The sequence below is a fragment of the Streptomyces sp. TOM-9 genome (assembly GCF_056858595.1).
Window position 1 is genome coordinate 2,375,869 of record NZ_JBXEQB010000001.1, and the last position, 13,300, is coordinate 2,389,168.

At 72.2% G+C, this 13,300-nt stretch carries 16 protein-coding genes and 6 tRNA genes; 8 read left to right on the top strand and 14 right to left on the bottom strand.

Annotated elements, in window-relative coordinates; genetic code table 11:
- Nucleotides 1–216 precede the first annotated feature (216 nt).
- The 6 genes from AC1VWI_RS11145 to AC1VWI_RS11170 all read right to left on the bottom strand — a co-directional run bounded on the left by AC1VWI_RS11145 (nucleotide 217) and on the right by AC1VWI_RS11170 (nucleotide 4,760).
- On the bottom strand, nucleotides 217–798 hold the full coding sequence (locus AC1VWI_RS11145) for a DUF624 domain-containing protein (protein ID WP_499510820.1): 582 nt from the start codon (nucleotides 796–798) through the stop codon (nucleotides 217–219).
- Nucleotides 799–803: 5 nt separating this feature from the next.
- Entirely contained in the window at nucleotides 804–1,661 is an 858-nt protein-coding gene (locus tag AC1VWI_RS11150; RefSeq protein WP_499510821.1) for a carbohydrate ABC transporter permease, read from the bottom strand.
- Nucleotides 1,658–2,617, bottom strand: a complete 960-nt coding sequence (locus tag AC1VWI_RS11155) for a carbohydrate ABC transporter permease (protein ID WP_499516770.1) — start codon at nucleotides 2,615–2,617, stop codon at nucleotides 1,658–1,660. The genes AC1VWI_RS11150 and AC1VWI_RS11155 overlap by 4 nt, the downstream gene beginning before the upstream one ends.
- A gap of 32 nt (nucleotides 2,618–2,649) precedes the next feature.
- Nucleotides 2,650–3,930, bottom strand: a complete 1,281-nt coding sequence (locus AC1VWI_RS11160; protein ID WP_499510822.1) for an extracellular solute-binding protein — start codon at nucleotides 3,928–3,930, stop codon at nucleotides 2,650–2,652.
- A gap of 223 nt (nucleotides 3,931–4,153) precedes the next feature.
- Nucleotides 4,154–4,225, bottom strand: a tRNA-Val gene (locus AC1VWI_RS11165).
- 61 nt (nucleotides 4,226–4,286) lie between these two features.
- Nucleotides 4,287–4,760, bottom strand: coding sequence for a TIGR02611 family protein (locus AC1VWI_RS11170; RefSeq protein ID WP_499510823.1), 474 nt, complete (start codon nucleotides 4,758–4,760; stop codon nucleotides 4,287–4,289).
- 190 nt (nucleotides 4,761–4,950) lie between these two features.
- Between AC1VWI_RS11170 and AC1VWI_RS11175 the strand changes: the two genes are divergently transcribed.
- Together AC1VWI_RS11175 and AC1VWI_RS11180 are read left to right on the top strand one after the other, a co-directional pair.
- The gene (locus AC1VWI_RS11175) at nucleotides 4,951–5,364 is read left to right on the top strand and encodes an SsgA family sporulation/cell division regulator (RefSeq protein ID WP_003959770.1); all 414 of its coding nucleotides are present in this window, start codon (nucleotides 4,951–4,953) and stop codon (nucleotides 5,362–5,364) included.
- 156 nt (nucleotides 5,365–5,520) lie between these two features.
- On the top strand, nucleotides 5,521–6,105 hold the full coding sequence (locus AC1VWI_RS11180) for a CGNR zinc finger domain-containing protein (RefSeq protein ID WP_499510824.1): 585 nt from the start codon (nucleotides 5,521–5,523) through the stop codon (nucleotides 6,103–6,105).
- On the opposite strand, the gene AC1VWI_RS11185 is transcribed toward AC1VWI_RS11180, so the two are convergent.
- Both AC1VWI_RS11185 and AC1VWI_RS11190 read right to left on the bottom strand, forming a co-directional pair.
- Nucleotides 6,084–6,218 carry a hypothetical protein gene (locus tag AC1VWI_RS11185; protein WP_499510825.1) on the bottom strand — a complete coding sequence of 45 codons (135 nt, stop codon included), beginning with the start codon at nucleotides 6,216–6,218 and terminating at the stop codon, nucleotides 6,084–6,086. The genes AC1VWI_RS11180 and AC1VWI_RS11185 overlap by 22 nt on opposite strands.
- A gap of 143 nt (nucleotides 6,219–6,361) precedes the next feature.
- Nucleotides 6,362–6,808 carry a hypothetical protein gene (locus tag AC1VWI_RS11190; RefSeq protein WP_499510826.1) on the bottom strand — a complete coding sequence of 149 codons (447 nt, stop codon included), beginning with the start codon at nucleotides 6,806–6,808 and terminating at the stop codon, nucleotides 6,362–6,364.
- A 126-nt stretch (nucleotides 6,809–6,934) separates the two neighbouring features.
- Between AC1VWI_RS11190 and AC1VWI_RS11195 the strand changes: the two genes are divergently transcribed.
- Nucleotides 6,935–7,441, top strand: a complete 507-nt coding sequence (locus tag AC1VWI_RS11195) for a DsbA family protein (RefSeq protein WP_499510827.1) — start codon at nucleotides 6,935–6,937, stop codon at nucleotides 7,439–7,441.
- Between the two features lie 397 nt (nucleotides 7,442–7,838).
- Here AC1VWI_RS11195 and AC1VWI_RS11200 read toward each other — a convergent pair whose 3' ends face one another.
- The 3 genes from AC1VWI_RS11200 to AC1VWI_RS11210 form a co-directional block, all read right to left on the bottom strand.
- Complete coding sequence (locus tag AC1VWI_RS11200) at nucleotides 7,839–8,672, bottom strand: GNAT family N-acetyltransferase (RefSeq protein WP_499510828.1); 834 nt, start codon at nucleotides 8,670–8,672, stop codon at nucleotides 7,839–7,841.
- Between the two features lie 65 nt (nucleotides 8,673–8,737).
- Complete coding sequence (locus AC1VWI_RS11205) at nucleotides 8,738–9,601, bottom strand: aminotransferase class IV (RefSeq protein ID WP_499510829.1); 864 nt, start codon at nucleotides 9,599–9,601, stop codon at nucleotides 8,738–8,740.
- Nucleotides 9,588–10,655, bottom strand: a complete 1,068-nt coding sequence (locus AC1VWI_RS11210) for a chorismate-binding protein (RefSeq protein WP_499510830.1) — start codon at nucleotides 10,653–10,655, stop codon at nucleotides 9,588–9,590. The genes AC1VWI_RS11205 and AC1VWI_RS11210 overlap by 14 nt, the downstream gene beginning before the upstream one ends.
- Before the next feature lie 202 nt (nucleotides 10,656–10,857).
- Here AC1VWI_RS11210 and AC1VWI_RS11215 point away from each other — a divergent pair.
- The 5 genes from AC1VWI_RS11215 (at nucleotide 10,858) to AC1VWI_RS11235 (ending at nucleotide 11,326) form a co-directional block, all read left to right on the top strand.
- A tRNA-Gly gene (locus tag AC1VWI_RS11215) sits at nucleotides 10,858–10,930 on the top strand.
- A 27-nt stretch (nucleotides 10,931–10,957) separates the two neighbouring features.
- A tRNA-Cys gene (locus tag AC1VWI_RS11220) sits at nucleotides 10,958–11,028 on the top strand.
- Between the two features lie 4 nt (nucleotides 11,029–11,032).
- Nucleotides 11,033–11,104, top strand: a tRNA-Val gene (locus tag AC1VWI_RS11225).
- Between the two features lie 46 nt (nucleotides 11,105–11,150).
- Nucleotides 11,151–11,222, top strand: a tRNA-Val gene (locus tag AC1VWI_RS11230).
- A gap of 29 nt (nucleotides 11,223–11,251) precedes the next feature.
- Nucleotides 11,252–11,326: transfer RNA gene (locus AC1VWI_RS11235), tRNA-Val, on the top strand.
- A 41-nt stretch (nucleotides 11,327–11,367) separates the two neighbouring features.
- On the opposite strand, the gene AC1VWI_RS11240 is transcribed toward AC1VWI_RS11235, so the two are convergent.
- From AC1VWI_RS11240 to AC1VWI_RS11250, 3 genes are all read right to left on the bottom strand, one after another.
- Complete coding sequence (locus AC1VWI_RS11240) at nucleotides 11,368–11,658, bottom strand: TFIIB-type zinc ribbon-containing protein (protein WP_499510831.1); 291 nt, start codon at nucleotides 11,656–11,658, stop codon at nucleotides 11,368–11,370.
- 7 nt (nucleotides 11,659–11,665) lie between these two features.
- Nucleotides 11,666–12,643 (bottom strand): phosphotransferase enzyme family protein, encoded by a 978-nt coding sequence (locus tag AC1VWI_RS11245; protein ID WP_499510832.1) that lies wholly within the window; start codon nucleotides 12,641–12,643, stop codon nucleotides 11,666–11,668.
- A 192-nt stretch (nucleotides 12,644–12,835) separates the two neighbouring features.
- Nucleotides 12,836–13,039, bottom strand: coding sequence for a hypothetical protein (locus AC1VWI_RS11250; protein ID WP_018564248.1), 204 nt, complete (start codon nucleotides 13,037–13,039; stop codon nucleotides 12,836–12,838).
- Between the last annotated feature and the right edge of the window lie 261 nt (nucleotides 13,040–13,300).

Sequence of the window (13,300 nt, forward strand, 5' to 3'; positions counted from 1 at the left end):
CCTCCCCCAGCCTTCGGCCGGGGGGACCCCCATCCGGCGCGGTCAGTGCGGGCTTCGCGCGGTTCGTGGATGGGCCGGGGTCGGGGCCTCCGGGGCTGGGCATTCTGGCCCGCACTGAGCGCGCCGGGCAATCGGGCGGGCGGCGGGAAAACCGCCCGCCGCAGGCGCACACAACCCGCACACAACAACGGGCCGCAAGGGGCACCCCGGGCGCCATCACGACGCACCGGCAGGGGAACGGCGTTCCACCGCCACCGCCGCCCCCGCCACGCACCCCAACGCCACCGCCCCCAGCGGCAAAAGCATCCACGCGGCCACCCCGACCACCACCACCCCACCCCCGAGCAGCAGCGTCCCCCCGGGGTCGCCCACGACGCGCCGCACCGCACGGCCGACCGCACCACGGCCGCTCTCCCCGGGCCGCCAGAGCGCAGCCGCGCGAATCCCCGTCACCACGAGCGCGACCGCGGCCAGGACACCGGCACACGTGAACGCTCCCCCACCGGGCATCCCGGAACGGGCCACCGCCAGGTCGAGCCCGAGCAGCGCGAGCCCGCCCCACCACAGCAGCGTGCAGCGCCACCCGGCGCGGGTCGCGGCCGCGGTGTCCGCCACGAAGTCGCGCCATGTGGACCGCTCCCCGTCCAGGTGCCGCCGCAGGTGCCCGCAGGCGGCGGCGAACGCGGGCAGCGCGGTGACCAGCGGCAGCGCGGCGGCCACCAGCCACACCCCGGTCAGCAGGCACTCGGCGAACAGCGCGAACCGGCCCACAGCAGTACGGGCACCGCCAGACGTCACGGGCCTCAGCCCTTCAGTCCGGAGGTCGCCGCTCCCTCGACCAGGTGGCGCTGGAAGGCGAGGAAGAAGAGGAGCACGGGCAGGAGGGCGACCAGCGACATGGCGACCATGCCGCCGTAGTCGGCCACGCTGTCCTGGTCGATGAACATCTTCAGCCCGAGCGAGACCGTGTACTTGTCGGGCTCGTTCAGGTACAGCAGGGGCCCGATGAAGTCGTTCCAGGACCAGATGAACGTGAAGATGGCGCTCGTGATGAGGGCGGGCCGGCACAAAGGGAGCACGATGCTCCAATAGATGCGCAGATGTCCGCAGCCGTCGAGGCGCGCCGCCTCGTCCAATTCCCGCGGGAGATTGCGCATGAATTGCACCATGAGAAAGACGAAGAACGCGTCCGCGGCGAGGTATTTCCCGAGCAGCAACGGAACGTAAGTGTTGATCAGGCCGAGTTTCTGGAAGAGCACGTACTGCGGGATGATGAGCACCTGGAAGGGCAGCAGCAGCGTCGAGATCATGACCGCGAAGAGCAGGTTGCGCCCGGCGAAGCGGATCCTGGCGAAGGCGTAGGCCGCCAGCGAGCAGGAGATGAGCACGCCCACCACCGAACCGACGGCAAGGACGAGCGAGTTGGTGAAGAAGGTGGAGACGGGGATGTCGGCGATGCCGCGGGTCAGCCGCCGGTAGTTGTCGGCGATGGGGCGGCCGGGCAGCAGTTCCAGGCTGCCGACGATCTCGTCGCCGGGCTTGAGCGAGGCGCCGACCAGCCACACCACCGGGTAGAGGATCACCGCGAGCAGGGCGAGGGCGCCCGCGTGCCAGGCGAGGGTGCGTGCCGTGCGGCGCCGGGCCGTGGCGACGGGGGTCATCGGGCGTCCGTCCCGTCCTCGTAGTGGACCCAGTTGCGCTGGGTGCGGAACAGCAGCGCGGTCAGCAGGCCGATGCCCAGCATCAGCATCCAGGCCATGGCGGACGCGTAGCCCATGCGCAGGTTGCGGAAGCCCTGTTCGTACAGGTACCAGGTGTAGACGAGCAGGGAGTCGGCCGGGCCTCCGGCCCCGCCGCCGCTGCCCCCGAGGACCACTGCCGAGGTGAAGACCTGGAAGGAGTGGATGAGTTCGAGCAGCAGGTTGAAGAAGAGCACCGGCGAGATCAGGGGCAGGGTGATGGAGCGGAACCGCCGCCAAGCCCCGGCCCCGTCGACCTCCGCCGCCTCGTACAGCTCCCGCGGCACCTGCTTCAGCCCCGCCAGGAAGATCACCATCGGGGCGCCGAACTGCCAGACGGTCAGGGTGACGAGGGTGGGCAGCGACCAGTCCGGGTCGCCGACCCAGCCGCCGACGTCCCAACCGACGAGGTGCAGCGCGCGGTCCACGACGGCGTCGTCCTGGAAGATCGAGCGCCACACGATGCCGATGCTGACGCTCGCCCCGATCAGCGACGGGGCGTAGAAGGCGGAGCGGTAGAAGCCCTGGCCGCGACGGGGCCTGACCAGCAGCAGTGCCACGGCGAGGGCGGCGGCGAGCTTGAGCGGGGTGCCGACCAGTACGTACTCCAGCGTCACGCGCACCGAGTGCCACCAGCGGTCGTCGGCGAACATGTCGCGGAAGTTCCTCAGCCCGATCCACTTCGGGGGGTCGAAGAGGTTGTAGTCGGTGAAGGCCAGGTAGAGCGAGACGAGCATCGGGCCCAGGGTCAGCAGCAGGACGCCGACGCACCACGGGGTCAGGAACAGGTAGCCGGCCAGGGTCTCCCGGCGTCCCCGCCGCCGGCCTTCCGGGGGCCCGCCCTGCGGGGTGCGGCGCCGCTCGGCGACGTCCGGCACGGCGGTCTGGGTGCGCGTCACGGGATGTCCCCTCAGGAGCCGAGCGCGGTCTTCGCCTCGCCGAAGAACTGTGTGACGGCGTCGTCGACCGAGGTCTTGCCCAGGGCGACGTCGCCGTAGATCCGCAGGAAGGCCGCCTCCGCGACGTCCGCGCCCGCCGGGTGCGGGGTGATCGGCTCGATGACGCCGGTCACGGACTTCTCGTAGGCGGCGATCTGCGCGTCGACGCCGGTCGGCCGGTACGCGTCGAACTGGGCGTTCGTGGGCAGGACGCCGCGGTTGTAGCCCATGATCTTGCCGACCTCGGGGTCGTGGACCATGAAGTCGATGAACTCCGCGACCTGCTCGGGGTGCTGCGTGCGGGCCGAGCCGCTGAGCATGAGCGAGGAGATGTACTGGCCGGTCCTGGTGCCGTCGGTGGTCGGGACCGGGGCCAGGGCGAGCTTGGTGCCGGTCTCGGCGGCGTAGCGGACGATGAAGTTGTCCCAGGTGAACTCGGCGGCGGAAAGGTCGCCGCTGACCGAGGACTTGGGCTTGATCTGCTCGCTCTTCTTGGCCGGGACCAGGTCGCCCGCCTTGTTGTCGGCGTAGTGGTCGCCCCACCACTGCCCGAGGTCGGCCTCGGTGAAGCCGAGCTCGTTGTCGGCGGTGAAGAACGCCTTGCCGTTCTGACGCAGGTAGAGGTCGTACAGGTACATGACCCCGCCGTTGTCGCTGGCGCCGTAGAGGTCGCCCTCGGCGGCGCTGATCTTGTGGACGGCGGTGTCGAACTCGTCCCACGTCCAGCCGGCGGCGGGGGTGACGCCGACGCGCTCGAAGGCCTCGGGGTTGTAGACCAGGGCGAAGGTGTTGCCGCCGACGGGGACGCCGAGCAGCTTGCCGTCGACCTCGCCGGCCTTCTCCAGGCCGGCCCGGAAGTCGTCCATGCTGAGGTTGCCGGCCTTGACCTGGGTGTTGAGGTCGAGCAGCAGGTCCTTCTCGCCGTACTTGCGCAGGAAGGCGACGGAGTTCTGGAAGACGTCGGGGGCGTTGCCGCCGGCGGCCTGGGTGTTGAACTTGCTCCAGAAGTCGGCGTACTCGGCGAAGTCGGTCTTGACCTTGATGTGCGGGTGGTCCTCCTCGAAGAGCGCGATCGTCTTCCGGATCAGCTCGGCGCGGTCCTGGGCACCCCACCACGAGTAGCGGATGGTCACGGTCCCGCCGTCCGGGTCGCCGCCGCCCCCGCAGCCGGCCGCCAGCAGCGCCAATGCGGCAACCGCGGCCCCGGCGGCCCTGAGGCCCCACGGCCCGCGCACACTCCGTCGAACGCCCACGACATGCCCCCTTCGGGCAGACGCCACCCCGCGTCCCGCGGAGGGCCTGAAACGATTAAGGCAAGCGCTTGCCGAGAAACCGTAGGGAGACCCCGCCGAGGCGTCAATGGTTAAGGCGGAGAATGACGGAAAGCGCTTCCCACACTCACCGGAACGACACGAACGCCGGATACGACGACGAGGGCCCGGAAGCCGCTCTCGGCTTCCGGGCCCTCGGTCCGGGTGGGCGATACTGGGATCGAACCAGTGACCCCTTCGGTGTGAACGAAGTGCTCTCCCGCTGAGCTAATCGCCCCGGTGCGGGAACAACATTACCGCATGTCAGCGGGTGCCCCGACCATCGCGGCGGTGCGCCCTCAGTGCAGGTCGGCCTTCCACGGCATCACGAAGCCGAACCGCCAGAGGTAGTAGCCCAGGAGGACGCCGATGATCACCAGCCCGATGGCGGTCAGCGTCAGGTTCCGCCGCCGCACCTTCGGGTCGAGCGCCTTCTGTGCCGCCTCGGTCACCTTCCGCTTCGTCCAGCGCAGCACCAGTTGGGCCCAGACGAACTCGGTCGCCCAGACGGCCATGCCGGCGAAGATCACCACCCAGCCGGGCCCCGGCAGCGGGAGCAGGACCACGCCCGTCCCGACGATCGCCAGACCCACCAGGAAGACCCCGACCTGCCAGCTCACGTGCAGCGCGCGGGAGCGCCGGATGAAACGTGGCGCCCTCGACCCCAGCGGGCGCTCGGAGCCCTCCGGCTCCGCGTCCCCGCCGTCCCCGTTGTCGACGGTCGCAGGATCCATGGCCACGGCCACCTCCCGCTCGTCACTCTCCGCAGTCATGCTCCCAAACTTACCCGAAGCCACTTCGTCACCGGAATGGCTCGCCGGGGAGGAAAAGAACTCGGCCGGACGAGGTACCGGAACCCTCACAAACCCGTCAGAGGGGTTTACAACGTCCCCGCAGGTGGCATGTCGATTTCGCCGACGTGCGAATCCCCGAGCGCACACTGAGCGAAAGGCCCTGGCGCTTATGAACACCACGGTCAGCTGCGAGCTGCACCTGCGCCTCGTTGTGTCGAGCGAATCGTCACTGCCCGTACCCGCGGGCTTGCGGTACGACACGGCCGATCCCTACGCCGTGCACGCCACCTTCCACACCGGTGCCGAGGAGACAGTCGAATGGGTCTTCGCCCGCGACCTGCTCGCCGAAGGTCTGCACCGGCCCACCGGCACCGGCGACGTCCGGGTCTGGCCGTCCCGCAGTCACGGCCAGGGCGTCGTGTGCATCGCCCTCAGCTCTCCGGAGGGGGAGGCGCTGCTCGAGGCCCCGGCGCGGGCCCTGGAGTCGTTCCTCAAGCGGACCGACGCCGCGGTGCCCCCCGGCACCGAACACCGTCATTTCGACCTGGACACCGAGCTCTCGCACATCCTCGCCGAGAGCTGAGTCCACCGACCGTCCGTCGCCGTACGCATCTCGGGGGTACGGCGCGGACCCGACCTGCCGGAGCCGTCGTCGGGGAGCAGCACGCTCCACGGCGGCGGCTCTCGCGCTAAAGTCACCGGAACGCCCGACCCACCAGGCCAGGGAGAGAGCGATTCCGTGCTGATCAACCATGACACCAGGTGCGCACTCGACTGCGTGGTGGATCTCATCAACACCACACCGGAGAGTGACGGCCGCGAGGGTCTGGCCGACCTCGCGGCGCTGCGCGCCTTCGTGGAGCGCAACGAGATCAGTGATGTGGGATCGCTCGACGAGGACGACCTCGTCGCGGTGCGCGCCGTACGGCAGCTCTTCGCCCAGGTCTTCTCCGCGCCCGCCACGCCCGAGGCCGCGGCGCTGGTCAACTCGCTCGTCGCCGAGGCCGGCACCACGCCCCGGCTGACCGACCACGACGGCTACGACTGGCACGTCCACTACTTCGCCCCGGGCGCCTCCCTCGCCGACCACCTGGCCGCCGACTGCGGGATGGCACTGGCCTTCCTCCTCGTCGCCGGGGAGCGGGAGCGGCTGCGCCGCTGCGACGCCCCGGACTGCCGGCGCGCCTTCGTCGACCTGTCACGCAACCGCTCGCGCCGCTACTGCGACAGCCGCACCTGCGGCAACCGGCTCCACGTCGCCGCGTACCGGGCGCGCCGCCGCGAGGCCGTCGCCGTGCCGGCTCAGAACGGCCAGAGGTCGTAGAGCCCGCCGAAGGCGAGCAGACTGCCGATCACGGTCAGGAACAGCATGAGCGGCGGCTGGGAAAGCGCGAACAGGCAGCCTCGGGGCTCGTCGTCGTCTGCTTGGGCTTCCATGGCCTTACGGTGTGCTCGGAGGGACGCGAACTCGCACAACCGTACGCCCCCGGACACACCAAATCCCGCTCAGGGGGCGGTAGTTGAGGTCCGCCAGGGCGATGATGACGTAACGCCGCCACCCCCTGCCACCAACACGCCGCTCAGATCCCCCTGCGCTTGAGGATCTCCTCGATCTCACCGAATTCGGCCAGGTCGGGATCGGTCTTCGCCGCCTTCGGGACCGGTTTCTTCCCCTGCGCCAGAGCCGACGCCCCCGCGCCCGACGCGACCGCACGGCCCGGGCTCGCCTCCGCGACGCCCTTGCGGCGCCCCGATACCCGGGCGAGGAAGTACAGCACGACCGACAGGGCGAGCACGGCGAAGCCCACCCACACCGACGGCTTGAACACCAGGTCCGCCGCCCAGTCGGCGACGGCCCGGACGACGGTCCCGGCCAGCGACACCAGGCCCGTCATGTACAGGCCGACGGGCAGCAGCGCCACCGCCGCGATCATCGTCGCCCTGCGGAACCTGCGCCGGTAGGCGGTGAGCAGGGCGATCGCCAGGCCCGCCGCGGACAGCGCGACACACACGGTCGAGGTCAGCATGCGGAGCTCCTCCGAAATGGTCTGCTCGCTCCATCGTGCACCCGTCCCCCACCTGCGGGCCACGGCCCGGCGGCAACCTCAGGGTGATCTCCGGGACGGCTCCTCCCCCGGTGGGAGACTGGCCCCATGAACGAAGCGACTCCCCGCACCGTCGTCCTCGAGTACTGGTGCGAACTCCAGTGCCCCGACTGCGCCACCGCCCTCACCGACCTGCACGCCCTGCGCGAGCGGTACGGCGACGCCCTGGAGATCCAGCTGCGGCACTTCCCCCTGGAGAAGCACAAGCACGCCTACGCCGCCGCCCAGGCCGCGGAGGAGGCCTTCGCCCAGGGCCGCGGCTGGGAGTACGCGGAGGCGGTCCTCGCCCGCACGGACGAGCTGGGCGAGCGCGGCGAGGCACTGCTGGTCGAGATCGCGGCGGACCTGGGCCTCGACGCGGAAGAGGTCGACACCGCGCTCGTCGACGGGCGCCACCTCCTCGTCGTCGACGCCGACCAGGCCGAGGGCAAGGCCATCGGCATCACCGGCACCCCCACCTACGTCATCTCCGGCGAACGCCTCGACGGCGGCAAGTCCCAAGACGGCCTCCGCACCCGCATCGAGTCCCTCGCGGACGCCGCCCTGGACCGGTAACCGACATCTGGCCGTGTGCACGCCGGCGGGTAGGACGACTGCCCGCTACCCCACCTCGTCCGGCCGTCAGTCGCCCACACGACCGGAGGGGGTGTGGCGGGGTGCGCCCATGGGGGTCCCCCCGGCCGAAGGCTGGGGGAGACGAGCGGCGGACCCGGCGCCGAATACTGCAGAGGTAAACCGCGAGCGCCGAGGTGGGGGTCCCCCGGGCCGAAGACTGGGGGCGGGCCTCGGCGCGGCACCGACCCCACAACGACCGCGCGAGGCGGCAACCGACCGCACCGGATGGGGGCACCCCCGGCCGAAGGTTGGGGGAGGCCGGGAGGGTGGGGGATGCCCGCCGCAGGCGCAACAAAGCCGCACACAACAACCGGCCGCAACCCCGACCCCCGGGCACTCAAAGAAGCGGCTTCGCCAAATGCACCTCCGTCACCCCGTACCCCAGCGCCCCGTAGAGCCCTTCCGCCGCCTCGTTCCCGGCGAAGACGTTGAGCCCGATCCACCGCAGCCCCGCCGCCAGGCACTCCCGCTCCGCGGCGAGCATGAGCGTGCGCCCGTGGCCCCGGCCCCGGTGCCCCTCGGCGACGTGGACGTCGAAGACGAACCCCGTGGCCTCGTCCCTCCGCCCCATCCACAGTTCCCCCACCACCTGCCCAGCCCCACCGGCCTCCAGCACCCTCAGCACCGCGCCGGGCGTCGCGAGCCCCTCGGGGAGGGCGGCCAGGTCGTCCGCCTCGGCCTTGGCGCGGGCCTGCGCCGCGGTCACGCCCCGGCGCGTCCAGGACCGGACGTACTCCTCCCGCTTGCGGGCCGCCCACCCCGGGTACTCCGCCTCCGTCATGGGCCGCACGACGCTGCCGCCGGGCAGCGCGGGCGGCACGTCGGGCAGCGCCTTGAGCATGTTCCGGTTGCGGACGACGTACCCCAGCACGCCCGCGAGCCGGAGCGCGGCCGCGTCCTCCGTCCGCACCGAGACCTCGATGCGGCGGCAGCCCCAACCCCGCAGGACCTCCTCCGCGGCGAGGGCCGCGACCGTGCCGCGGCCGCGGCGCTGCTGGTCGTGGTCGATCCGCAGTGCGGCGATGCGCCCGACCTCGGGCCCGAACCGGGCGTCGGTGCACAGGGTGGTCTCCCCCACCGGGCGCCCGTTGACGCAGACGTGGAAGCGGCGGGCGCGTACTCCGCCGCGCCAGCGCTGTTCGGGCTCGGCCGGGCGCAGGGTGGTGGTCATGGTGTGGAGTTCTACCGGGTCGCCGCGGTTACGTCACGGCTTCAACCACCCGGGACCGCCCGGGCTCAGGGGTTCGGGTGCTCCACGGACCGCTCCGCGAAGACCCGCATCGCCTTGGCCGTGACCGGGCCGGGGCGGGCCCCGGTGGCCAGCTCGCGGTCGTCGACCCGGTGGACGCCCTGGACGTCGCGGAGCGAGGAGGTCACGAAGATCTCCTCCGCCTCGGCGAGGGCCTCGAAGGGCAGGTCGGCCTCGTCGGCGCCGGCCCACTCGATGACGAGCTCGCGGGTGATCCCGGCGAGGCATCCGGAGGCGAGCGGCGGCGTGAGCAGCTTGCCCCCGAGGACGACGAAGACGTTGGAGCCGGTGCCCTCGCAGAGGCGTCCCTGCGTGTTGGCGAAGAGCGCCTCGGAGGCGCCGTGCTGGTGGGCACGGGCCAGGGCCACGACGTTCTCCCCGTACGAGGTCGTCTTGAGCCCGGCGAGGGCGCCCTTCTCGTTGCGGGTCCAGGGGACGGTGACGACGGCCGTCGTGTCGGGGCGGACGCTCGCGGCGCCGAGGGCGACGACCAGGGTGGGGCCGGTGGTTCCGCGCTCGGAGCCGAGCGGCGAGGTGCCGCCGGTGTAGGTGACGCGGAGCCGGCCGTGGGGCGCCGGGTTGGCGGCGAGGACGGCCTCGCAGGCGTGGCGCACCTCGTCCAGGTCGGGCTCGGGCAGGCCGAGGCCGCGCGCGGAGCGGGCCAGCCGGCGCAGGTGGCGGTCCATCGCGAAGGCGGTGCCGCCGGTGGCCTTGAGCGTCTCGAAGACGCCGTCCCCGACGGTCAGGCCGTGGTCCATGACGGACACGGACGCCTCGTCGGTCTCGCGCAGCGCGCCGTTGACCCAGATCGCGCCGGCGGTGGTCGTGCTCACGGTGTCACTCTGCCCCATGGTTCCGTTCGCCTTCGTTCGAGTCGTACGTACCCGACGCTACTGCCAGCAGCCGGGAGGCCTTCAGTTCCGTCTCGTCCCACTCCCGCTCGGGATCGGAGCCCCAGGTGATGCCGGCACCGGTGCCGAAGCGCAGCACGGGGCCGCCGGGGGCGGCGCGGTCGATCCAGAAGGTGCGGATGCCCACGGCGAGCTCGCCGGTGCCGCGGTCGGCGTCGACCCAGCCGATGCCGCCGCAGTAGGGGCCGCGGGGGGCGGTCTCCAGTTCGGCGATGATGCGCAGGGCACTGGACTTGGGCGCGCCGGTGACGGAGCCCGGCGGGAACGCGGCGTCCAGCAGTGCGGCCCAGCCGGCGCCCTCGCGCAGTTCGCCGCGCACGGTGGAGACGAGGTGGACCAGGCCGGGGTGCTTCTCCACGACGCAGAGGTCGGGGACGGTGACCGTGCCGGTGGCGCAGACCTGCCCGAGGTCGTTGCGGACCAGGTCGACGATCATGACGTTCTCGGCGTGGTCCTTGGGCAGCAGGTCGGCCTCGGTACGGCCGGTGCCCTTGATGGGTCCGGACTCGACCACCTCGCCGCGGCGGCGCAGGAAGAGTTCGGGGGAGGCGCTGGCCACCTCTATGCCGTGCGCGGGCAGCCGGACCGTTCCCGCGTGCGGGGCGGGGTTGCCGCGGGCGAGGACGGCCGCGAGGGCGTCGACGTCGGCGTCCGGATCGGGCAGCGGCGCGGTGAGCACCCGGCAGAGGTTGGCCTGGTAGACCTCGCCGGCCGCGATGTACTCGCGGACGCGGCGCACTCCGGCGGTGTACCCGGCGCGGTCCAGTGAGGACGTCCAGTCGCCGCGGGCGGGGCCCTTCCAGGGCCGGCGGGGGGCGGCCGCGGCGGGTTCCGGCCGGACGTTCCCGAAGCGCGCGCAGACCATGTCGCCCTCGAAGCCGGCGACCACCGCCCAGAAGCCGGAGGAGTCCAGCGCGGCCGGGTCGGTGGTGACATCCCGCAGGTCGGAGGCGACGAGGCCGCCGAATCTGGCGAGGGGCTCGAGGTCGGGCACGGGGCTTCCCAGGTCGGTCCGGTGGGGCGAGTGCGAGTCTAAGTCGGCGGCGACGAGCGAGATGCGCTGGTCACCGACCCGGCACGCTGCGGAAACGCGTTTTGGTGGCGGAGCCGTAATCCGCTAGAGTTCAACTCGTCGCCGGGACGCGCAAGCGCATCGGCGGAGGTCCCGCCCGGGTGCGAGCTCCGGGGGAGACACTGCGGACGTGGCTCAGTTGGTAGAGCATCACCTTGCCAAGGTGAGGGTCGCGAGTTCGAATCTCGTCGTCCGCTCGAAGTGGGGGTCACCGCCCCCGCGCTGGTGGAGTGGCCGAGAGGCGAGGCAACGGCCTGCAAAGCCGTCTACACGGGTTCAAATCCCGTCTCCACCTCTGAGGACGATTAGCTCAGCGGGAGAGCGCTTCCCTGACACGGAAGAGGTCACTGGTTCAATCCCAGTATCGTCCACTGGGCCCGCGAGGGCCTTCCCCGACGCTTCGGCAGGGGGACCCGAGCGCGATTAGCTCAGCGGGAGAGCGCTTCCCTGACACGGAAGAGGTCACTGGTTCAATCCCAGTATCGCGCACGCTGCACCAGAACCACCCGCAGTACCGAGGACGATTAGCTCAGCGGGAGAGCGCTTCCCTGACACGGAAGAGGTCACTGGTTCAATCCCAGTATCGTCCACCAGCAGCCGAGGGCCGGAGCGTTCGCTCCGGCCCTCGGTCGTGTCATGACGAGAAGAGCATGTGCGCCCAGCTCTGCTGCTTGTGGTGGCCGTGGTGGCCCCCGTGGTGCCCGCCGTGCGGGGCACCCCAGGCCGGGGCGGCGTGCTGCTGCGGGTACGCCTGCGGGTAACCGGGCGGCGGCGGGGCGGGCTGGGCGTACTGCGACTCCATGCGGGTCAGCGCCTCGAGCTCCCCGTAGTCCAGGAAGATCCCCCGGCAGTTGCCGCACTGCTCGATCTGGACGCCGCTGCGGGTGAACGTCTGCATCGGGCCATGACACTTGGGACAGAGCATCGTCGGCTCATCTCCTCGTTCGCGCCGGCCGGGGGTCCTCCCCCGGCGTAGGACTGCACTTTACTTCCGCGATTCGGCGGCACGTATCGAGGACGGTCCGTTCCGTCCCGTCGAGTGCGCGGCCCTCCTGCGCGGCCTTGGCGACGGCTGTCGCCGCGGTCTGGACCGCCAACGCCCGTGCCGCCACGTCGAGATGCGGCCACGGGTCGCCGTCCTCGGGAACGGCGGGGCCGCCGCCGGCGCGGTACGCGCCGAGGAAGCGGCCCCAGTCGGCGGGGTCGAGCAGCCCGGCGGCGAACCACATCGCCGGCCGGGCCAGGTCCCAGGCGGGCTCGCCGAGCCCGAGGTCGTCCACGTCGATGAGGCACCACGGCCCGTCGGGGGCCGGGTGGCGCACCAGTTGGCCCATGTGCAGGTCGCCGTGGCACAGCACCTGCCGCGGCTGCGGGGCCTCGCCGCGCGCCCAGGGCGGCAGGCCGCGCCAGGCGGCGAGCACCGCCGGGTCGCCGGCGCCGGCGGCGAGCATCCTCGCGACCGCGCCGGCCGCCCTGAGGGGGCCGCGCATCGGCGGCGGCGGGCCGGGCAGCGCGGCCGTCGGCACGGTGTGCAGTCGGGCCAGGAGCGCGCCGGCCTCCGCCCAGGGTGCGGAGTCCGGGTCGTCGCGGTCGACCGGCTCGCCGAGGGGCCACAGGCTCACGGTGCGGCCGAGGAGCACGGCACTCAACGCGCCGCCGTGGTCGGGCAGCGGCGCCGGGGGCAGCAGGACGCCGTCGAGCAGAGGATGGGCGGCCACGAGCAGCCGCAGGGCGAGCTCTTGCGGATCGGTGCCCGGAGCGTGCGCCTTGGCGACGAGGCGGCCGCCACGGACGACGGTGGCGTCGGGCCGTTCGGCGAGCACGGCGGGCCGCGCCTGGGCGGGTACCCGCGAGGCCGCTGCCGCGACCGCCCCCAGGGCGTGCGTCAGCGGTGCTCCGCTGCTGGTCACTTCCTCCCCCATGCCCCGTGTCACCGGCCCACTGTGCGGCAGCGCGCCGCCCACTGGCAATGCCGGGTGTGATGCCCGGGTACCGCCACGGTACCCGGGCATTCATGCCGTCCGCCGTACCCCCGTCCCCACGGGGTTGGTTCGCCGGTCCTCGCGGCCCCGGACCGCTCTTCCGGGGCCGCGGGGCGTCTGTCAGCGCCCCATCAGACCGGCTACGGACGACGCCTGTGTGACCACCGCGTCCCAGCCCCCGAAGGCCACCGCGAGCAGCACCGCGAGCGGCAGCACCATAGCCACCGCCACCAGCGGATGCCGGGTGCCCGACGGGCGTATGCCGAAGGCGGCGATCCTGCTGCCGCGCGCCGGCCGCACCGTACGGCTCACCGTGTTCGCCATGGCCCTCTCCCGGGTCGTGGTCCGTGATCATGCACAGTTGTCTGGGCGGCGGGCGTTTGACCTCGGGGGACGAGTGCTCCGCCCGCCGCTTGACCTCAACATTAGGCGCGGCACGGGCGCCGGTCGTCATGCCCTCGTACCGCTTCCCTGGCCTCCCCGAGGATGACTCCGGGTCCGGTCGCGTACTCCCCTGGGTGGAGGGACCCGGCCGCACCCCCGGGACATCCCCGAGGGGATCTCCCGGGCGGGCGCGGACGGGGC